The sequence below is a fragment of the Flavonifractor sp. An9 genome (assembly GCF_002161245.1).
Taxonomy (GTDB): Bacteria; Bacillota; Clostridia; order Oscillospirales; family Oscillospiraceae; genus Flavonifractor; species Flavonifractor avicola.
Genome location: NZ_NFHC01000023.1, coordinates 1 through 20,083 on the forward strand (window position 1 = coordinate 1; position 20,083 = coordinate 20,083).

At 62.8% G+C, this 20,083-nt stretch carries 19 protein-coding genes and 1 pseudogene; 8 read left to right on the plus strand and 12 right to left on the minus strand.

The window, feature by feature from the left end:
* Nucleotides 1-131: pseudogene (locus B5G40_RS17390) on the minus strand (site-specific integrase); the annotation flags it as partial.
* A gap of 108 nt (nucleotides 132-239) precedes the next feature.
* Between B5G40_RS17390 and B5G40_RS17395 the strand changes: the two are divergent.
* Both B5G40_RS17395 and B5G40_RS13155 read left to right on the plus strand, forming a co-directional pair.
* Nucleotides 240-476 carry a hypothetical protein gene (locus B5G40_RS17395; protein WP_242959434.1) on the plus strand — a complete coding sequence of 79 codons (237 nt, stop codon included), beginning with the start codon at nucleotides 240-242 and terminating at the stop codon, nucleotides 474-476.
* An 85-nt stretch (nucleotides 477-561) separates the two neighbouring features.
* On the plus strand, nucleotides 562-1,311 hold the full coding sequence (locus B5G40_RS13155) for an inositol monophosphatase family protein (RefSeq protein ID WP_242959433.1): 750 nt from the start codon (nucleotides 562-564) through the stop codon (nucleotides 1,309-1,311).
* A gap of 225 nt (nucleotides 1,312-1,536) precedes the next feature.
* Here the strand turns inward: B5G40_RS13155 and B5G40_RS13160 are convergent, their stop codons facing one another.
* The 10 genes from B5G40_RS13160 to B5G40_RS13205 all read right to left on the minus strand — a co-directional run bounded on the left by B5G40_RS13160 (nucleotide 1,537) and on the right by B5G40_RS13205 (nucleotide 12,354).
* Nucleotides 1,537-2,604, minus strand: a complete 1,068-nt coding sequence (locus B5G40_RS13160) for a hypothetical protein (RefSeq protein WP_087239173.1) — start codon at nucleotides 2,602-2,604, stop codon at nucleotides 1,537-1,539.
* The gene (locus tag B5G40_RS13165) at nucleotides 2,574-3,215 is read right to left on the minus strand and encodes a 5-bromo-4-chloroindolyl phosphate hydrolysis family protein (RefSeq protein ID WP_087337322.1); all 642 of its coding nucleotides are present in this window, start codon (nucleotides 3,213-3,215) and stop codon (nucleotides 2,574-2,576) included. Before B5G40_RS13165 ends, B5G40_RS13160 begins: the two co-directional genes overlap by 31 nt.
* Before the next feature lies 1 nt (nucleotide 3,216).
* Nucleotides 3,217-4,836, minus strand: a complete 1,620-nt coding sequence (locus tag B5G40_RS13170) for a vWA domain-containing protein (RefSeq protein ID WP_087399920.1) — start codon at nucleotides 4,834-4,836, stop codon at nucleotides 3,217-3,219.
* A gap of 194 nt (nucleotides 4,837-5,030) precedes the next feature.
* The gene (locus B5G40_RS13175; RefSeq protein ID WP_087337316.1) at nucleotides 5,031-5,855 is read right to left on the minus strand and encodes a MurR/RpiR family transcriptional regulator; all 825 of its coding nucleotides are present in this window, start codon (nucleotides 5,853-5,855) and stop codon (nucleotides 5,031-5,033) included.
* A gap of 10 nt (nucleotides 5,856-5,865) precedes the next feature.
* A complete protein-coding gene (locus B5G40_RS13180; protein WP_087399921.1) occupies nucleotides 5,866-6,648 on the minus strand; it encodes an inositol monophosphatase family protein in 783 nt (260 codons plus the stop codon).
* Nucleotides 6,645-7,442 carry a PHP domain-containing protein gene (locus tag B5G40_RS13185; protein ID WP_087399922.1) on the minus strand — a complete coding sequence of 266 codons (798 nt, stop codon included), beginning with the start codon at nucleotides 7,440-7,442 and terminating at the stop codon, nucleotides 6,645-6,647. The genes B5G40_RS13180 and B5G40_RS13185 overlap by 4 nt, the downstream gene beginning before the upstream one ends.
* A 16-nt stretch (nucleotides 7,443-7,458) precedes the next feature.
* The gene (locus tag B5G40_RS13190; protein WP_087399923.1) at nucleotides 7,459-8,295 is read right to left on the minus strand and encodes an energy-coupling factor transporter transmembrane component T family protein; all 837 of its coding nucleotides are present in this window, start codon (nucleotides 8,293-8,295) and stop codon (nucleotides 7,459-7,461) included.
* A 5-nt stretch (nucleotides 8,296-8,300) separates the two neighbouring features.
* The gene (locus B5G40_RS13195) at nucleotides 8,301-9,992 is read right to left on the minus strand and encodes an ABC transporter ATP-binding protein (RefSeq protein ID WP_087399924.1); all 1,692 of its coding nucleotides are present in this window, start codon (nucleotides 9,990-9,992) and stop codon (nucleotides 8,301-8,303) included.
* 1 nt (nucleotide 9,993) lies between these two features.
* Nucleotides 9,994-10,839, minus strand: coding sequence for a cell division protein FtsQ (locus B5G40_RS13200; RefSeq protein WP_087337301.1), 846 nt, complete (start codon nucleotides 10,837-10,839; stop codon nucleotides 9,994-9,996).
* Between the two features lie 141 nt (nucleotides 10,840-10,980).
* Nucleotides 10,981-12,354: a PhoH family protein gene (locus B5G40_RS13205; RefSeq protein ID WP_087239155.1), complete on the minus strand. Its 1,374-nt coding sequence runs from the start codon at nucleotides 12,352-12,354 to the stop codon at nucleotides 10,981-10,983.
* A 410-nt stretch (nucleotides 12,355-12,764) separates the two neighbouring features.
* On the opposite strand from B5G40_RS13205, the gene B5G40_RS13210 reads away from it, so the two are divergent.
* Both B5G40_RS13210 and B5G40_RS13215 read left to right on the plus strand, forming a co-directional pair.
* Nucleotides 12,765-15,038, plus strand: a complete 2,274-nt coding sequence (locus tag B5G40_RS13210) for a choice-of-anchor I family protein (protein ID WP_143383416.1) — start codon at nucleotides 12,765-12,767, stop codon at nucleotides 15,036-15,038.
* Between the two features lie 25 nt (nucleotides 15,039-15,063).
* Nucleotides 15,064-15,297 (plus strand): hypothetical protein, encoded by a 234-nt coding sequence (locus tag B5G40_RS13215; protein ID WP_140397238.1) that lies wholly within the window; start codon nucleotides 15,064-15,066, stop codon nucleotides 15,295-15,297.
* A 67-nt stretch (nucleotides 15,298-15,364) separates the two neighbouring features.
* On the opposite strand, the gene B5G40_RS13220 is transcribed toward B5G40_RS13215, so the two are convergent.
* Nucleotides 15,365-16,012, minus strand: a complete 648-nt coding sequence (locus tag B5G40_RS13220) for a PepSY domain-containing protein (protein WP_158099536.1) — start codon at nucleotides 16,010-16,012, stop codon at nucleotides 15,365-15,367.
* Between the two features lie 263 nt (nucleotides 16,013-16,275).
* Here B5G40_RS13220 and B5G40_RS13225 point away from each other — a divergent pair, with 263 nt between their 5' ends.
* The 4 genes from B5G40_RS13225 to B5G40_RS13240 all read left to right on the plus strand — a co-directional run bounded on the left by B5G40_RS13225 (nucleotide 16,276) and on the right by B5G40_RS13240 (nucleotide 20,075).
* Complete coding sequence (locus B5G40_RS13225) at nucleotides 16,276-17,016, plus strand: sigma factor (protein WP_087399927.1); 741 nt, start codon at nucleotides 16,276-16,278, stop codon at nucleotides 17,014-17,016.
* On the plus strand, nucleotides 17,013-17,972 hold the full coding sequence (locus tag B5G40_RS17195; RefSeq protein WP_204245945.1) for an anti-sigma-I factor RsgI family protein: 960 nt from the start codon (nucleotides 17,013-17,015) through the stop codon (nucleotides 17,970-17,972). Before B5G40_RS13225 ends, B5G40_RS17195 begins: the two co-directional genes overlap by 4 nt.
* A gap of 173 nt (nucleotides 17,973-18,145) precedes the next feature.
* The gene (locus tag B5G40_RS13235; RefSeq protein WP_143383417.1) at nucleotides 18,146-19,396 is read left to right on the plus strand and encodes a PepSY domain-containing protein; all 1,251 of its coding nucleotides are present in this window, start codon (nucleotides 18,146-18,148) and stop codon (nucleotides 19,394-19,396) included.
* Entirely contained in the window at nucleotides 19,365-20,075 is a 711-nt protein-coding gene (locus B5G40_RS13240) for a polyphosphate polymerase domain-containing protein (protein WP_087399929.1), read from the plus strand. Before B5G40_RS13235 ends, B5G40_RS13240 begins: the two co-directional genes overlap by 32 nt.
* Nucleotides 20,076-20,083 lie beyond the last annotated feature (8 nt).

Below are 20,083 nucleotides of genomic sequence, written 5' to 3' on the forward strand. Positions count from 1 at the left end.
TTTCGCCCATCGAAGTCGCTCCACATGAGGCCACAGATCTCACCCAGCCGCAGACCGGTGGTGAGTTCCGTGTAGAAGAAGTCCCGCCAAATCGGGTCCCGATCCGTCGCCTCCAGAAATACTTCACCCTGGTTGATGGCCAGCCCCAGATTGCAGAGGAGTTCCTGCTGCCCAAAGTGGAGCACTACAACTACGACTTCTACGCCGGGCTCTCCTACACCTTCGATCTGCGCCGGCCCGTGGGCAGTCGGGTGATCCACCTGGCAAAACTGGACGGCTCCCCACTGGGAGACGGGACCTTCCGTCTGTGCACCAGCAACTACCGGGCCACGGGCACGGGTGGATACGAGATCTTGAGGGAGTGCCCCGTCCTGTGGCGGGGCGGTGTGGAAATGCCGGATCTCACCGCCCGCTACATCCAGACCCACAGCCCGATGCCTCAGTTGCATAACGTGGAGATGCGGGTGATCTGGTGAAGCGTTCTTGACAAGTCACAAGGAATGTGGTTTTATAAATCAGACAGAGGAAAGAAGGTGGAGAATGGGCAGATTCAATGTTGCTGTGGAAGTTGTTCAAAATGCCGGAGATCTTCTGCGGCAGTGCCGTCTGGAAGATGCGGAGATTTGCCAGAAAACGAGCCATCAGGATCTGGTCACCCGTTGGGATCGGAAAATCGAGCAGTTATTGCGAAATGAAATACTGACAGCCTTCCCCCAGGACTCCATTGTAGGTGAAGAGTATCCGCCGGAAGCGCATCGCACCGGGTCGGTGACTTGGTATATTGATCCCATCGACGGGACCACAAATTTCATCAATCAGCATCAGAACTACGCCATCTCCGTGGGGTGCTGGGAGGGAAGTACCCCGCTGTTCGGCCTGGTGCTGGACGTGGAACGCGAGACGCTCTACTGGGCAAAGCGCGGAGGCGGCGCATGGCAGAATCAGACGCCGATCCACACCTCCGGCCGGCGGGAGCTTTCGGAACTGCTGCTGACAACGCCGGGCCTGCAATATACCTTTCTGGAGCCTCATCCGTACCAAGAGCGGATGATTCGGCTCTCCCGGAAGGTTCGGGGTGTCCGCTGTCTGGGTTCCGTGGCCTTGGAATTGTGTGAAGTGGCCGCAGGCCGGGCAGATCTGTTTGTAACCATGCGATCCTCTCCATGGGATCACAACGCTGCGCGGATCATCCTGGAGGAGGCCGGCGGGGCGGTCTTCACAGTGGATGGGGATGAACTGCCCCTGGATCAGAAAAGCACGGTGCTTGCTTTCAATGCCATGGAACTGAAAGATTGCATCCTCTGTGTATGAGAACAGCCCGTTGTAAGAGATTTGAGGGACACTTTTGGAACATAGCGATAGGTAGGCACTCTCATTGTTTACAGCCCCGCAAATCTTGAGGTATACCCATCAGCACACTCGCACGATGGACAGATCAATAACAGCAAAACCCCATTCCGTACAGCTCAGATATCTTCTGAGTGGACAGGATGGGGTTTTTATTCGCCATGGCTGGGAGCGCTATGCAGGCCGCCTCTACGACAGAGCGGCAATGATCTTCTCCATGGCGGCGTAGCTGGGCATGGCGGCCACCTGGGTGATCTCCGCGGCCAGGTGGGGGACGCCGAAGTGGTCTTCGTCGGCGCCCGTCCCGGATACCTCGGTACGGAAACCGTGGTTTTCCCAGGCCAGGCGCTGGATCTCCTCGTCCATCAGGGCGTCGATGCCCGCCTCCCCCGCCTCGTCCAGGGCGATGTAGATATGGGAGGACCAGACGGTGGGTGTGGGATAGATCAGCACGATGTCATCCTTCAGCTGTTCCCAGTCCTCCGGGTTCTCCACGGCGAACTCCAGCAGTTGGTTTTCATAGCCGGCGATCATGGGCTTGGCCCCCATGCCGGTCTTGAGGAACTGGTCGAAGAGGTCGGAGGAGGACGCCTCCATATAGCCCAACTTCTCGAAGATGGCCTGCAAGCGGGGCAACACCGCCTCCACGCTGTCCTCATCCGCCACCCCGCCGCACAGCACATTGGCCAGCAGCCCCGCGAACATATTCCCGGAGTTGGAGCGCACGGGGTCGGTAGTGTTGACAGCCACGGTGCCGTAGAGCTCCGGGAGCCCCAGGTCCGCCCAGGCGGTGCCCGCCTCGATCTCCGCCACCAGGCCGGCCATATCCATATAGTACACCCCATCCCGCTCCGTCACCAGCCCCTCTTTCTGGAACGCCTCCAGGATGGGCCGGTGGGTATAGAGGACGATGGGGGTGTTGAACACGATCTGGCTCCTGTCCGGCGCGCCGTAGAGCTGCTGGTAATACTCCAGGGCGGTCTGGCTGGAGGGAAAGAGGAAATTCCGGCCCTCGTGATCCGCCGTTACCATGTCCAGGGAACCTGCCTTGGCATAGTCCAGGGTGAGCCCGTAGTTCCGATCCAGGATGTCCTGTACCGCCTCGTCCTCCAGCAGGCCGATCTTCTCGCCCCCCACATAGCCCCGCAGGACAGCGGGCTCCGGCTGGGGGCCGCCTCCCAGCAACAGATAGACCGCCGCCGCCCCGATGACGGCCAGCAGGATGATCAGACCGATCCATTTTGATTTGCTTCCCATTGGAATCCCTCCGTGTTCAGCAGGCCCTCCATGACCTTCATATCCGCCTCCGCGTCAAACCGCTCCGAGGCCATCAGCTGACTGAGCTGTGCCTCGAATCCAGTTTTCAGCTTGGGCAGGATGGCCCGCACCTTCCGCTGGAACTCCCGCACCTCGGAAGTCCCCAGCCCGGCCTCCTGGAACTTCACATACTGCCCCAAGATCCGGCCCACCGTGTCCAGGTAGTAGGTGAGGAAGCGGTTGGCCGACGGGATCTTCTCCGGATGCTCCCGGAGATACCGGTAGAGGCGATCCCCCGTCTCCGTGAGGGCCAGGGCGTCCTCATGGGTCCGGACGTCTGTGATGCGGCCGGCGGCCGACCGGATGGCTCTCAGATCCCGCGCCGCCTCCTCCATCAGGGCCTGCATCTCGCCGCCGTCTGGCCGCTTGGCGAAATAGAGGGTGACGGGGTCTGCCTTGGGGGTCAGCAGAAACCACAGGCCCAGATAGATTCCCACCCCCAGCGCGGCGCTGAAGAGGAAACTCCATCGGAGGGCCAGTGCCAGAACCAGAAAGACCGCGATTCCCGCCCCCAGCGACAGTACCAGCTGCCGCAGCTGTCCTTTTTTCATCTCAGTTGTACCCCTTCACACTGCGGAAGGCCCCGATCAGATCCTCCCGTCCGTCAAAGACCCGCGCGTGAGTCAGCTCTGCCAGCTCCTCCAGCTGGGTGGGGTCGGCGGAGCCGAACATGATGGAGAACACCGGTACGTCTGCTCCGAATGCCTCATAGGCGGTTTGGAAAGCGTCGATGCTGCCATCAGATACCCCGTCCGTCAATAGTATGATGGCGGGGGTGTACTGGCTCAGATCGTAGTTTCCCAGCTGCCGCAGGCTCTCTGTAGCTGCGGCGTAAATATCTGTGCCGCCGGTGGCCTCCTCCGCCTCCACTTTGGTGTAGAGGGATTCCAGTTCGCTTCCATTTCCGACGGCGGTGTAGATGTCCCGCGGGTAGCCCTCAAAGGGGATGAGGATATTGACCTCATGCTCCGAGGCCTGGAGCAGATTCTTCTCCGCGTTCTCCTGGATCAGGATCTGGCTCATGGCCTCTACCATTTGCTCCCGGCCGGTTCCCTCCATACTGCCGGAGTAGTCCAGACAATATATGGTGAGAGAGGGCTTGCGGAACTCTGTCTGGTACAGGTTCAGGCACTCCATCAGCACCTCGGTGGACGGCATCCGGATGGGGGAGAGTACCCGGTCGGGCTGGATGCCCCAGTCGGCGCGGAATACGTCCGCGTTCTCCGCCGACACCCCCTCGTAGCCGGTGCGGCGGCCGGTGCGCTGGATCTCGTTTTGCACCTCGTCGGACAGGAGGTACTCCTGCAGATCCAGGAATGCCTGTTCCTTCTCGGCATCCCCGTTGTCCACATAGCCCAGGGGAGAATCGGCAATGGAGAGACCGTCATAGGGGTAGACGGCATACAGGGTCTCCTCCCCACGGGCCTCCAGTTCCTGATTGGCGCTGATGATAAGGCACTCATAGTTCACCATGGCGTCATAGCCGCCGGTGAGAAACAGATCCTTCAGCCAGTCAGAGCTGCCGGAGGACCGGTCTACGCCGGAGAGCAGCTGGGTGATCTGTTCCGAGAGGCCGGGAGTCTGGAGGCTCTCCGACGTGATCACATCCGGATTGCCCAGTAGAGCATAAAGAAAACCAATGTAGGCGCTGCACCCGGAGTTGGACTGGGTGGCGGAGGTCATGCAGAAGTTCAGCTTCCCGGACTGGATGGCGGAGAGGAGGTCGCTGACCGACACTTCCGTGCCTACAAAGCCCAGCTCCTCCGCCAAGCTCTGGCGGATGCCAAAGACCACCGGGGTAATGGAGATGGACTGGGTATGTTTGACACGGTACTGGGTGTCCCCGGCGGTGAGCCACAGGCTGCTGGCAGGCCACACCGCGTCGTAGTCGATGCTCTCTCCCTGGAGGGTGCGCATGATGTCCAGGGAGCCTCGGTAGTCCATTTCGATGTTCACACCCCGTTCCCGGGCAAAGTCATCCAGGATGCCCTCCAGCTCCTGGTTCTCCGAGCCGGAGAGGATGCGCAGGGTCACATCTCCGCCATAATTGAAAGTGTGTTCTCCGCCGGAGGAATTGTCGGCGGAGGCTGTGCTGTCAGACAGCGTCGGACTGCAGGCCGTCAGAATCAATGCCAATGCCAGGATACATACGGATAAAACCGTGCGTTTCATAGCAACAGATCCTTCCTTTCCCAATGTGGCGCGCAGGCAGCGAAAACCCGCCCACGAAATATATAAAATAAGCCTAATTTACCATATCACAGCTGGTCTATGTCTACTACCACAGCACAGTAAAATGCGTGTAAAATCCGTGAGACATCCCGGAAAATGAACGCATCCCCCATGTGTGCGTATGGGGGATGCGTTCATCCGTCTGGGAAATAATCCTTTTTCATTTGGTGCAGCGCCTGGAGACGATTTGTGCCCTCGAAGCCTAACCGTTCTGCCACCGCCACGGCCAAGGCGTCCAGCAGGGCGGCGGGAGCCGCCATGGAGTGGTATTCTTTTTCTCTACCCCGGTAAGCGAACAGGCTGATATCCGCCCGCTCCTCTGCAGGAAGACAGGTGCGGCCCACAAAAGCCAGGGTCCGATAGCCGGCGGCCCGGCTATGATTCAGAAGAACGTGGCCCTCCCGGGAGAGCTTGGAAAAGCTGAACAGCACCACCAGGTCCTCCGGCCCGGCCTGGATCAGCCCCTCCAGCAGCTCCGCGCCCCCGGAGGGCAGCAGCGACACGCGCACGCCCACTCGGCGCAGACGGAAGTGGAGGAGCTGCGCCAGGGCGGCCGAGGCGTTTTTCCCGTGGAGAAATACCGTCCGGGCCGAGCAGATGGCCTCCACCGCTGTCTTAAACTCCTGGGTGGAGAGGAGCTGAGCGGTCTTTTCCAGATACTCCTGCTGGCGCGTCAGCCAGCTCTGGGGGGAAAAGCTCTCCTCCTGCTGCAGGGTCCCCGCCATTTTCACTGCGGGGCCGGAAGCCTGTTCCATCACCAGAGCCTTCAGGGCCTTGAAGTCCCGGCAGCCCACGTGCCGGGCAAACCGGGAGACGGTGGCGTCAGACAGCTCCAGCTGCTGGGCCAGCTGCCCGATGGAAGAAAACAGAAAGGCGTCGGTGTTGGTGTTGATATAGTCCAAGATCTTCTGCTCCGCCCGGGTCAGCTCCCCGGCCGGGGTGGAAAGGCGCAGGTCCATATGGGTGTCCTCACTTCAAGAGAGATTGCATGGCGGTGTGCAGCCTGCCGTTGGTGGCCAGCAGGGGCCCGCCCTGACACAGGGAGAGGGGGCTTCCGTCCGGGGCGGTGACCCGCCCTCCTGCCTCCTCCACCAGCAGAAGCCCGGCGGCATAGTCCCACGGCTGGAGCATAAGCTCCACATAGCTGTCCAGGCGGCCGCAGGCCACCCAGCACAGATCCAGGCTGGCACAGCCTGTCCGCCGGATGTCCTGGCAGGCGTCGTACAAGTCCCGCATCTGGCGAAACGCCGTGTCGGCCAGCTCCCGGCAGCCCGGGACTGTCCCCACCGAGAGGAGGCTGTCCCCCAGGCGATCTGTGCCGCTTACACGAATGGGACTGCCATTGCAAAAGGCGCCCAGCCCCCGCCTGGCGGTAAAGCACTCGCCGCTGTATGGATTATATACCACACCGAGGCGGATTTGTCCACCCTCCGCCAGGGCCAGAGAGACGGCGCTGTGCCGGAAGCGGTGGATCAGGTTGGTGGTGCCGTCCACCGGGTCCAAGATCCAGCAGGGGCGGCTCCAGTCCAGGGGGCGGTTGTCTTGTTCCTCCCCCATGAACTGGATGTCCGGGGCCAGGGCCGCCAGGCGCTCCCGCAGAAACTCCTGTACCGCCACATCCACATTGGTGACATAGTCCGTCTTGCTTTTGGCCCGGATGCTGCGGACGGCGGCGGGGTCGGCCAGGAGGGCTCCCGCCTCCCGCACTGCCTGAACGGCCTGTTCCTCCAGCGTTACGATTTGGTCATTCATACGGCAGCCCCCTGGGTCAGGATGGACACATAGTCGCCCCCCAGGGCGTGGATCTCCTTTAACGACCGCTTCAGCAGGCAGGCGGTGCGCACCTGGAAGGGGGCGGTGTCCGCCAGGCGGATGGCATAGCGGCCCTCCCGCATCTCCTCATAGAGGGCCGGGATGGTGTTGCACTCCCGCTCAAACACGGTGGTGACGCAGCCGTACTGCACCGCCTGGTGGGTGTCGCTGCCGGACACCACGGGGATGTCCAGCCTTCTCCCCAGGGCGTAGGTGAGCCGCTCGGTGCGCGCCTGGTCCAGGGCCAGGTCCTTGCCGTTCAGGTCCAGAAATTTCAGGCGGCGCAGCTGCTCCTCCGGCAGCTCGGGCACATGGCCAGGGGCGCGGAAGGGGTGGCCGCAGCCCACCACCACCGGGAACTCCTCAAACAGGTCCATCAGCCGCTGGAAGGGGAGGAAGGAGCCCTTCTCCTTGTTGGGCTCCAGCCGGCGGTTCAGCTCCAGAATGGCCTCCAGGGGTCCGACGGACAGGATGTGGCCGCCTTCCGCCACATCCGTCTCCATGCCGGGGAAAATTTTCAGGCCGTTTTCCAGCTCCAGGGTGTCCCCCGTTCTGCGGCTCACCGAGGCGATGTAGCCATATACGTCGGCGAACTGGAGGGTGTTGAAGTGCTCCGTCAGGCACAGGGCGTCCAGGCCGGCAGCTCTGGCCTCGCCGAAGAGCCAGTCGGTGTAGGCGGTGGAAAACGGGAGCTTTTTGGCCAGCTTCCCGTGAGTGTGAAAATCCAGGCGCAAGAGAAACCCTTCTTTCTTACAGCAATGTAGAGATCAGAACCGCCACCGCCACCACCAGCAGGGAAACCGCAAGGAAGATCCCGTCATTGCAGGATACTTTCAGGGATGCCAGCTTGATCTTCTTCACCGCCTTATTGACGGCGGCATATCGGTATCCCCGCAGCTCCAGGGCCTCCACCGTGGTGCGGGAGCGCTTGGCGGTGTTGAGCATCAGGGGGTAGAAGGACTGCATGATGATCTTCACCTGATAGATCAGGTACTTGACCTTGCCCCCGAAGGTCTCGTGGGCGGGGGGATTGCCCCGCAGCCGGTAGGAGAGCAGCACATTCTGAAACTCCTCCATGAGCATGGGCAGCATCCGGTAGGCGTAGGAGATGGAGAAGCTCAGCCGCTCCGGGCAGCCGTACCACATCAGGCCGTTGGACAGCTTATCCGGATCCAGGCCGGAGAACACAGTCACCGAGGCCAGAGAGATGGTGGCCACCTTCAGGGTGAGCACCAACAGCGGAGCAATGGCGGAGGCGTCGCCCCCAAAGAGGAGGGTCACCAGGAACAGATACCCCGTCTGGGAGAAGACCCCCAGGGCGAACAGGAACAGCACCAGACCCGCCACCCGGGCCAGGATGGTGGTGGCCATCACCAGCAGGAAGCACCCCAGCAGAAAGGGAATGTCGTTCACAAACCAGGGCACCAGGCCGAAAAACAGGTACCAGGCCAGCAGAATCCGGGGGTCCAGGGCGGCGATCACAGTGTCGTCGTTGCCGTAGGCGTTCTTCAGCACCTGATTGCGAAGGAAGTCCATGGAGAATTTGTCCAGGATGCTCTCTGAGAGTTTGGCAGTCAATTTTTCCACAGCAGTCAAGCCTCCTGAAAGGACGATAAAAATTCCTCGACGGTATAGCACAGGGCCCGGCGGTCCAGAGCCTGGGCCATAGAGAAGATCTCCGGCGGGCGGATGCCCACCTGCTCCACCACATCGGCCCGGGCAAAGATCTCATCCCGGGATCCATCCGCCACCACGCGCCCGCCGCACAGCACGATGATCCGCTCCGCCCACTGGCACACCAGCTGCATGTCGTGGGTGGCGATGACGGCGGTCTGGATCACGTCCTTCATGTCCTCCAGCACCGCCATGATTTCCCGCCGGGTGGCAATGTCCAGATTGGCGGTGGGCTCGTCCAGCAGCAGGATGCCGGGATTCAGGGCGATGCCGATGGCCAGGCTGGCCCGGCGCATCTGCCCGCCGGACATGAGGCGACCGTCCCGGTCTGCCAGCTCTGTCAGCCGGAACCGCTCCAGCAGCTCCCCGGTGCGTTTCTCCCACTCCGGGACGTTCCGCACCTCCATGGCGTAGGCGATGTCGGCGCGGATGGAGTCCTTGATGAACATCTCCTCCGGGTTTTGATACACCAGGGAGATCTGCCGGGACAGATCCTCGGCCTTTTTGTCCCCAATGGCCTCCTCAAAGAGGGAAACTGTGCCGGAATTGGGCTTCAGCAGACCCACCATCAGCTTCATGAGGGTGGACTTGCCCGCCCCGTTGGAGCCGATGAGGGCCACCTTCTCCCCCCTACGGATGGTCAGATTCAAATCCTGAAAGACCGTGCGAGGCTCTCCCTTCACCGAGCGGTAGGAGAGAGACACGTTCTGAAAGGATACCGCCGCCTCACTGGTGGCCTCCGGCGTCCGCCGGGGCGCACCCGGCACATACCGCAGCTGGGAGAAGGCGGTCTTTCCTTCTTCCACGGTGGTGGGCAGAGGGACATCCGCCGGGAGAACACCGCCCTTCCGCAGGCCATAGGCCGCCTGGGTCACCTGGGGCGGGAAGATGTTGCATTCCTCCAGCTCCTCCACCCGCTGGAGGGCATTCTCCGTGGGCAGTATCCAGCGCACCTGGCCGTCCCTCATCAGCATCACATGCTTGCAGTAGTCGGCGATGTACTCGGTATGGTGTTCAATGACGAGGATGGTCTTGCCGTGGTTCTCATTCAAGTCCCGGAGGACCTCATAGATCCGGTCGGCGTGCATGGGGTCCAACTGGGCGATGGGCTCGTCCAGGATCAGAATGTCCGGCTGGAGGGACACCGCGCCGGCCAGGGCCAGCAGGTGGGTCTGACCGCCGGAGAGTTGCCAGACGTACTCCTCCTCCCGGCCCTCCAGACCGCACTGCCGCAAAGCAGTCCTGCCCCGCGCCAGGTAGTCGGGGAAGGCGTAGTTCAGGCAGGCATAGGAGGCGTCGTCCAGCACGGTGGGCCGGACGATCTGGTTTTCAAAGTCCTGATATACATAGCCCACCTTCTGGGCCAGGACGCCCACGTCGCTCTCCCGGGTGTCAAGCCCCTCCACCCGCACGCTTCCCTCCATGGTCCCCGTGATAAAGTGGGGGATCAGGCCGTTGAGGGCCTTACACAAAGTGGACTTCCCGCAGCCGTTGTTGCCAACGACCGCCAGGAAGTCCCCTTTCTCGATCTGAAGGGAGATCTCTTTCAGGGTGGGCTGAGGGGCGCCTGGGTAGGTATAGGTCAGGCCGTCGATCTCAACCGCGTTCATGTCAGTTCACCGCGGCCTTTTTCCCGGCGTTCTTTTTGATGACCAGCAGGGCGATGATGGCCACCGCGGCGGCCGCTACCATGCCCACGGCCATGGCGGTGCCGCTCTCCGCCCACTCGGCCTCCCAGTCGATGAGGGACATGCCGGCGGTGGCGGCCAGCTCGGCCACGATGGCGCACACAAAGCCGACGGCGCACACGGCCAGGGCCTTGGGGCTGATGCCGCTGACGGCGCTGTCCGGGGTGCGGGGAGCCATGCCCAGCAGGGGCTCGATCTTGCCGTACAGCTTGGGTACCAGGTACAGAGTGGGCAGCAGGCAGAACAGGATGCCGGAGAACAGCAGGTCATTGAGGAAGGCGAAGCCCTCGGTGGCGAACACGCTCTCAGGCAGGCCGGCCACAGCCTCGAAGTCCTCCACCGCCAGCTGGACCTTCAGGATGTCCACCGCGGTTCCCATCAGCAGCTGCGCGGCGGTGCCGGTGATGGCGGCCACGCCCACCAGGGCGCGGTTCCTGGGGTCCTTCACCAGCCGGCCGGCGATGTACACGCCGATGGTGACGGTAAGGAACTTCTCCAGCTCGCCCAGGCCGCCGAACTGGCCCAGCATGATCTCGCTGAACACCAGCTCGCCGGTGGCGGCGCCCAGGGCGGCGGACAGGGGGTCGAACAGCATGGCCAGGGTCAGGGGAATGAACAGGAAGTACTCCACGGAGAACTCCACGACCCCCACTTGGAACTTGGGGATCAGCTCCGTGAACAGGGTGGCCAGCCCGTACAGGGACATGGACAGGACAAAGATCATCAGCTTCTGGGACTGTGTGGCAGTCTGCTTCTGTGCGATACTCATAGCATATTTTCCTCCCTATGATGGTGTGTTTCTCGCTCACACAGGCACAGTGTACCACCGGGATGTAAATTCTTCCCCCAAAGTCCTGTAAAATGTAAATAAATTTTCTTATCTGCCGTGTTATGTAAGTTCTGCCCTCATTTACATCCGCATCGCCGCGTCCAGAGCCAAAGAGGAACGCTCGCACTCGTCAGGGAGCATGGTCAGCTGGACGCACAGGGGACTGCCCTTCATGCGGGCGCTGGCATAGGTCAATCCGTTGCTCCGGGTGTCCAGCAGGGGGTGGTCGATCTGGGCCGGGTCCCCCAGCAGCACTACCTTGGTGCCCTTTCCCACCCGGGTGATGATGCCCTTGACCTGCCGGGGGGTGAGGTTCTGGGCCTCGTCGATGATGAGCCAGGTATCGGTGATGGAGCGGCCCCGCATGAAGTTCATGGCCTCGGCAGCGATGACGCCGGTGTCAAAGAGGTAGTCAATGCGCCCCCGCAGCTCCTCCTCGCTGCGCCGCTCCTTTTTCTTCCCCTCCAGGTCCAGCAAGATCTCCAGGTTGTCCACAATGGGCCGCATGAGGGGGGAGATCTTTTCCTGCTCACTGCCCGGGAGAAAACCGATGTCCGCGTCAAACTGGGCATTGGGGCGGCACACCAGAATCTTCCGATAGGGCCGTTCCTCCGCCTCCAGCACCTGCTCCAGCCCTGCAGCCAGGGCGTAAAAGGTCTTGGCGGTGCCCGCCGGCCCTTGGATGATGGCCAGGGGCGCCTCCGCCACCGGCAGCAGCAGGGCCTCCTGCAGGAATTGCTGCCCCACGCTCCGGGGCTTGACGCCGAATGGGCGGACGCCGCCAAAGCGCAGGGCGGTGACCTTCCCCTCCCGGAAACGGCCCAGCATGGTCTTTTTCGGCTCGGTATCCGAGTGCAGAAGGACAAACTGGTTCTCGGTCAAGGAAACCGGCTTCCGCTCCCCCGCGCCGTCCACGGTATAGAGTTCTTCCGCCGGAGCTCCCTTTTTCTTGAACGCTGTGAGCAGGCTGTCCGAGATGTAGACCTCCGCCCGGCCGGTGTAGGGCTGGGCTCCATCCGGCAGCCGGTCGGTGGTGAAGTCCTCCGCCGGCACCTCCATCATCTGGGCCCGGATGCGAGCGACCATGTCCCGGCTCACCAGCGTCACCGGCGCTCCCTCGTCCATGAGGCCCCGACACACCTTCAGCACCCTTCCCGCCCGGCTGCCGGGTTCTATCCCTTGGGGAAGGGCCGCGTCCACATGGTTGACCTCCAGGCGCACGGTGCCTCCACTGGGCAGGGTCACGCCTTTTACCAGGTCTCCTTGGAGCCGTAATCTCTCCAGGAAGCGGAGCACATGTCGGGCGTTGTTTCCCGCTTCACCGTCAGCTCCCTTCCGATCATCCAACTCCTCCAGCACCGCCAGTGGCAGCACGATGTGGTTGTCCTCGAAGGACTCCAGAGCGTAGGGGGCCTGGAGGAGGACATTGGCGTCCAGCACATAGGTCTTCTGCATACGTTGCGCCTGCCTTTCTTCTTTGCTGTCTTATGACCATTGGGCGCGGCATCCACAAAAACAGCGCCGGTCCGCCCTGTAAGGGCGCAAACCGGCGCTGATCATACTCTGTCGATTTTGATCGGGCTGTCTGAAACCGTACTCCATACTGCCGCTCCCAACCGATGCCTACCGCATCTGTGTTCAGTATAGCAGACGCCTTTCCCAGCGTGCGACGGTATTTCAGTAAAGAAACCGTCAAATCCATGTGAAGCGCGTTTGCTATGAACCCGGTTTCGTTCCAGACCTCCTCTGCCTACAAGAAATTTACACATTCCCTTTTTCGGATTTTACAGTCGTGGGATTATACTAAATCAAATAGGGAGAACGTACCGCTCCCTTTCCAAAACAAAATCGCAGGAGGAAACAGCATGAGAAAAGCAAGACGGCCGGCAGCCATTGCCATGGCCCTCGCCCTGGCGCTTCAGCTGGGCACTGTGGTGCCAGCGGCGGCAGCGGGCATCAACTCGACCGCTGGGTATGAAAACGGCAATTCCCCCCTGAATCTGAACCTGATTGCCCGGTACGCCTCCGGCCAGTACAACGTGGACGGCGGCGTCATGGAGATCGTGGCCTACAGCCAGAGCAATGGCTATGCTTACGCCATCAACGGCCAGAGCGGCCTGCTGGCGGCAATCCCCCTGGGGGATCTCACCGCCGGGATCTCCGTCGCCCGGCTCAGCGGCACGGACATCGACGTGAAGGCCCTGGTGGAGGCGGCGGACAGCTCATTCCGCTATGGGGACATGACCTCCGTGGCCATCTCTCCGGACAACACCATCCTGGCCGCCGCCCTCCAGGCGGAGGGATATCATGACGCCGGCCGGGTAGCCCTGTTCGCCTGCAATGCCGACGGCTCCTTGACCCTGAGGGGACTGGTGGAAACCGGTGTGCAGCCGGATATGGTGACCTTTGCCGGCAGCAGCACCGTCCTCACCGCAGACGAGGGGGAGCCTCGGGAGGGCTACGGCGACGGAATCGTTGATCCCAGGGGCTCGGTTACTGTGGCAGATGTGTCAACCCTCACCAGCGAGGTGGTGGGCTTTGACGCTTTCGACGCCCGCCGTGACGAGCTGGCCTCAGCCGGGATCGTGCTGAAGAAGGGAGTCGATCCCTCCACGGACCTGGAGCCGGAGTATATCGCCGTATCCGGCGGCAAGGCCTATGTCACCCTGCAGGAGAACAATGCCATCGCCGTGCTGGATCTGGCCTCCCGTACCTTTGACGGGATCTACTCCGCAGGTTTTGAGGACTACAGCGTCACCCCCATTGATATCGACAAGAAGGATGACGCCTATGCGCCCAGGACCTACGGCAGCCTCATGGGCATCCGGATGCCCGACGGCATCGCCGCCTTCCAGGTGGACGGCAAAACCTATCTGGTCACCGCCAACGAGGGCGACGCCCGAGAGTGGGGCGACGAGGATCTGGGCACCTTCTACCTCAGCGAGGACGAGCAGGACTTCGGCGAGGAGGGCGTGACCTCCCCCACTGGAGCCATCACCGGGGAGAACTCCGGCCTGGAGGGCAAGGTGGTCTTCTTCAAGGTGGAGGACTTTGACGGCTTGGACAGCGGCAAGGACTACCTCTTCGGCGGCCGCACCTTTACCATTTATGAGGCCGGGGAGAACGGCGTCACCGAGGTGTTCACCAGCGGCAACGACTTTGAGACCCTCACCGCCCGGTACCTGACCGATTACTACAACTGCTCCAACGACAACACCGTGGTGGATGACCGCTCTGGCAAGAAGGGACCGGAGGCGGAGAGCGTCACGGTTGGTACGGTGGACGGCCGCACCTATGCCTTCGTGGCCCTGGAGCGCACCGGCGGCGTCATGGTCTATGACGTGACCGAGCTTGCCTCCGCCCAGTACGTGAACTACATTAACACCCGGGATTTCGCCTCCATAGTGGAGGGCTCCGAGGAGTATGAGGACGGGGAGCTGGACAAGTGGGTCACCGGCGGCGATGTGGCCCCCGAGGGTCTGCTGTTCCTGAGTGATGCCGTCAGCCCCACCGGAGAGGCCCTGCTGCTGGCAGCCTGTGAGGTATCCGGCACGGTGGCTGTCTATCAGGTGGGCGGCGAGCCCCTGTCCGTCCTGCCCTTCACCGATGTGGAGGCCCGGGATGCCCAGGCGGTGCGCTATGTCTGTGAGAACGGCCTGATGGCCGGCGTCAGCGCGGACCGCTTTGAGCCCAATGGGACGCTGACCCGGGGCGAGGCGGTCACGGCCCTGTGGGCGCTGGAGGGCCGCCCGGTGGTGAATTATCTGATGGACTTCTCCGATGTGGACCCGGCGGCCTCCTATGGCGAGGCCGTCCGCTGGGCCGTCTCCGAGGGGATCGCCGGCGGCTACGGCGGCGGCCTGTTCGGCCCGGACGATCCCATCACCCGGGAGCAGCTGGCGGTCATGCTCTACCGCTACGCCCGGCATGAGGGCTATGACACCGCCCAGGGCGGCATGGCCGTCCGGGAGTTCGCCGACTATGACCAGATCGCCGGCTACGCTGCGGAGGCCATGACCTGGGCGGTGGAGACCGGCGTGCTCACCGCGACCTCCTTGGACACGCTGGCCCCCGGCCAGGCAGCCACTCGGGTGCAGACTGCCCAGGCGCTGCTGGCCCTGTCCCAATTCACCAAATAACCAGGCGAATTGGGGTGTGAAGACCATGAAGCGTTTGGATAAGGAACGCCGGAAGCTGGAAAAGGTCGGATTCTCCGGGCAAACGTTGGAGCGGGCGATGGAGCTGCTGGAGCGGACGAATGCGTCCATCCTGAGCGAGCTCCTGGTCAAGATGGTGACCAGGCAGGAAAAAACGCCCTCCATGGCGCTGTACGAGATGGAGACCAAAACGCGGGAACTGGAGGCCAAACTGGGACTCTCGCCCAAGGAGCCATTCTAAACATCAGCAAAATAAAGCAGCGGGGAGTAGGCAGATGTGCCTTCTCCCCGCTGCTTTTCTGTGCCGGTCAGTCCCTCAGATCGGCGGTCCAGTCGAAGATCCGCCCCGTCCGGGGGTCCAGTTCAAACTCGTACTTCATGCCGTCCAGGAACAGCTCCCCTTCGTAACGTCCCCGGCCGTCGCCGGACTCTTCCCAGACAGATACGTCCGCCGCACTGGCGCCGGAAACCTTGCCGGCCACGATGGAAGTGGCCTCCTCCGCTGTGACAGGGCTGCCGTCCAGAGCGTCCAGCCACTCCTCGTCCACCTCGTAGTCCGCACCAACGATGCGACCGTCGGCCATGGCCACCTCAAAGTCGTAGTCGCCGTAGTCGGTCTCGAACTCGATGTCATAGATGGGGATGCCATTGTCGCTGTCGGTCTCGTTTTTGATGTTGTAGGCGTCGCCCTCCGGCACGTCCGCATTGTCCAGGGCGATGGCCAGGGCCTCCTCCCGGCTGATCTCCCCGGCGGCGACTCCCCTCTCCGGGTCGGGGGACACAGGCGGCGTCTGCCCCTGGCCGGCGGGCGTTTCCGGAACGGAGGACGCCGGGGGAGTCTGGCCGCCGGAGGGGGCCGTCCCGCCGGGCGCGGCGCCGCCCGCCTGTCCGCCGCAGCCGGTCAGGCAGGCCAGCAAAAGCGCCGCTGTCAAACCGAAAGAAAAGATCTGTTTCATCCCGCGCGCTCCTTTCTGTGTGCGTGCCTCCATCCTACCACGAAGAACCCTGGCGCGCAACCCATCCAAGGGAACACAAAACCGCCCCATCCGTTTCTTTGCATACATTTGACAAAGATTTGACATCCAGACGGTCGCGCCTCCGTTTCGCAGCCGCTAAACTTTACAATAGTGTTTTCTACCCTTTGAAAATTTCTGCTGTGACCCCGAAAATCCGGCGGCGTGTCCGTATCCTACTGCCGGAGGGGGATGGAGGGATGGCAATGGTGCGCACAGAGCACGACATCGTTTCCCAGGTACGATCGGCCAAGACGGACTCGGAGGCGGCGGACGCCCTCATCCGTCAGTACATGGGCTTTATCCGCTCGGAGACGGTGAAGTTTCTTCATACCGCCCCGGAAAACGGCCATGAGGACGAACTGAGCATCGCCATGCTGGCCTTCTATGAGGCGGTGCTGGCCTATGAGAAGAGCCGGGGCGCTTTTCTGCCCTACGCCGCCCGTGCTATTAAAAACCGGCTCATCGACCACTACCGGACGGAGAAGCGCCACGGCAACGTGATCTCCCTCCACACCCCCCTGGGCGGGGAGGAGGACGGCGGCGAGCTGCTGGACACCATCCCCGACACCGTGGACCACGCCGGGGACTATGCGGTGCGCACCGCCAGCCGGCGGGAGATCCAGGAGTTTTCCGAGAAGCTGGCCCAGTTTGGCCTGACCTTCTCCGATGTGGCGGACAACTGCCCCCGGCAGGAGCGGACCTTCGTCGCCTGCCGCCGGGTGCTGGACTTCGCCCGGACCCAGCCGGAGCTGCTGAAACGGGTGGAGGACACGGGCAAGCTGCCCATGGGGGAGCTGTCCGCCGGCTCCGGCACCGACAGGAAGACCATGGAGCGGCACCGGAAGTACCTGGTGGCCATCCTGCTGGCCTTCACCAACGGCTATGAGATCATCCGGGGCCACCTGTGCCAGGTGGGCCCCAAGAGAGGGGGCGACGAGGCGTGAGCTATCTGGTCATGGAGGTGCATCCGGCCTACGCGGTGGTGCTGGACGAGGAGGGCCGCTTTTTGAAGGCCGCCAACCTGCGCTATCAGGTGGGGGACACAGTGCGGGACATCGTGGAGCTGCGGCACCCCAGGGAAAAACGCCCCGCCCTGTGGAAGCCCCTGTCCGGCGTGGCTGGCCTGGCCGCCTGTCTGTGCTTGGTGTTCTTTGGCTACTACCAGCCAAACTTCACCCCCTACGGCGCCCTGCGCATCCAGATCAACCCGGATGTGGAGCTCACCCTCAGCCGCACCGACCGGGTGCTGGAGCTGGAGGGGCTCAATGAGGACGGCCAGAGCCTGATTGCGGGCTACGAATACAGCGGCAAGGACCGGGAGGACGTGACCGGGGAGCTGGTGGAGCGGGCCATCGATATGGGCTACCTCTCCGGCGGGGAGACGGTGTCCATCACGGTCACCAGCGCCGACGCCGACTGGCAGGCCCGGGAGGAACAGGCGGCCCGGGAGGATCTGGAGGAGCGGTACGGGGAGACCATCGTGATCCAAATCGGCCCCGCGCCGGAGGAGGAACCGGCCACCGAGGTGGTGATCCCGGTGGCGCCGCCCAGCCCCACGCCGTCCCCCACCTCGGACCTCACGCCGGAGCCTGTGCCGGAGCCCACGCCGGCGCCCTCCGCGCCCCCTGTCCCCTCTGCCGACCCGGGGATCACGGACTACGATGACACGGACTACGGCCCCAACGCCGACGGGGTCACCGATTATGAGGATACGGATTACGGTCCTTACAGCGACGGCGTCACCGACTATGAACCTCCCGACGACGGCCCTTATGTGGACGGTGACACCGACTATGAGGACCGGGATGACGGCGATGACCGGGACGACGATGACGACGACTGGGACGGCGATGACGATGATGATGGCGACGATGACGGAGAGCGGGATGACGACGATTAACGCAGAAAAATTTCCGCCGCGGCCCCGGTTTTGGAGACCGGCCGCCGTATCCTCCCTGTGTCAGCCGAAGAAGAGGAAAAAAGTTTTTCCCAGGCCCCGGTTTTTCGGCAGCGGCTCCGTAATCTAAAAGCAGAACACACAAACCAAACACCCTTTTCAAGGAGATGAATGAAATGAAACGGAACATCCGCACCAAATGGTTTGCCCTGACCCTGACCGCCGCCCTGGCCCTGACCACTCTGACCGCCTGCGGGAACGGCGCCGGCACGGCGTCCCTCCCCGAGACCCCCGGCACCAGCGCCCCCCTCCTGGAAGAGAGCGGCGGCGTGGCCGGCACCGTCCTGCTGAGCGTGAACCCGGAGATCGAGATGGACTATGACGATCTGGGCAACGTGGTGGCCCTCACCGGCCGCAACCAGGAGGCCCAGACCCTGCTGGCCTCCTACACCGGCTATGAGGGCCGGCCCTGTACCCAGGTGGTGGGAGAGCTGGTGGACGAGATCAATGCCCTGGGCTACTTCGACGCCACCGTGGGCGGCCACGAGAAGAACATCATCCTGAAGCTGGAGCGGGGCTCCGTCTACCCCAATGACCAGTTCCTGAACGAACTGGCCGAGGCGGTCCGGCTGGTGGTGGAGACCGACCAGATCGGCTCCCAGGCCGTGACCCTGGACCAAGACGACTACGACGACGCCTACGGGGACAAGGGGTACATCAACGCCTCCGCCGCTCAGAGCATCCTCTCCACCCAGCTGGGCCGGGACGATCTGCAGTTTGTGGAGAAGGAGTACGACCTGGACGACGGGGAGTACGAGGTGGAATTCGTCCTGGACGGCGTGGAGTACGAGTATGAGGTGAACGCCTACACCGGCAAGGTCACCGAGATGGACGCGGAGTTCCAGGACTATGACGACACCGACTATGGCCCGGGCAGCGACGGGATCACCGATTACGGCGTGACTGACTACGACGACACCGACTACGGCCCCAATGCCGACGGAATCACCGACTACGACGACACCGACTACGGCCCCAATGCCGACGGGATCACCGACTATGACGACACGGACTATGGCCCCAACAATGATGGAATCACCGATTACGACGACACCGACTACGGTCCCAACGCCGACGGCATCACCGATTACGACGACACGGACTACGGCCCCAATGCCGACGGCATCACCGATTATGACGACACGGACTACGGCCCCAACGCCGACGGCATCACCGATTACGACGACACCGACTACGGCCCCAATGCCGATGGCATCACCGACTACGACGACTGGGGCGATGACGACGACTGGTACGGCGACCCCACCGGCGAGGACCACTGGGACGACGATGACGACGGCTGGGACGACACGGACTACGACGACCGGGACGACGATGACGACTGGGACGACGATTGGGACGACTGAGCCCCTCCGCCTGCGCCACGAGGTCAAGCACCAGATCTCTCCCCAGGAGGATCTGGTGCTCGCCTCCAGGCTGGGGAAGCTCTTTCCCCGGGACGGCCACGCCGGGCCGGACGGCTCCTACCGGGTGACCAGCCTGTATTTCGACACCCCCTACGATACCGCCCTCCGGGAGAAGCTGGACGGGGTGGACCGGCGGGAGAAGTTCCGCCTGCGGTACTACGGGGAGAGCCCGGATTTTCTCAAGCTGGAGAAAAAATTTAAGATGAACGGCCTGTGCGGCAAGCGGTCCGCCCGCCTGACCTGGTCGGAGGCGGAGCGGCTGCTCTCCGGGGAGGACGCCTTCCTTCTGGAGCGGGGGGAGCCCCTGCTGTCGGAGCTGTACCACAAGCTCCGGGGGACGCTGCTGCGGCCCAGGACGGTGGTGTGCTATGACCGGGAGGCATTCCTGTACGCCCCCGGAAACGTCCGGGTGACCCTGGACCGGGACCTGCGCACCTGCGGGGACAGCGTCGGCTTCCTGTCCCCAGGAGCCTTTCCCCTCAGGCCCCTGGAGGGGGTGACGGTACTGGAGGTCAAGTACGATGCCTTTCTCCCCGACCTGGTGCGGCTGGCCGTCCAGACGCCGGGCCGCCGGGCGGGAGCCTGTTCCAAATACGCCCTGTGCCGGCGGTTTGACTGAGAACGAAG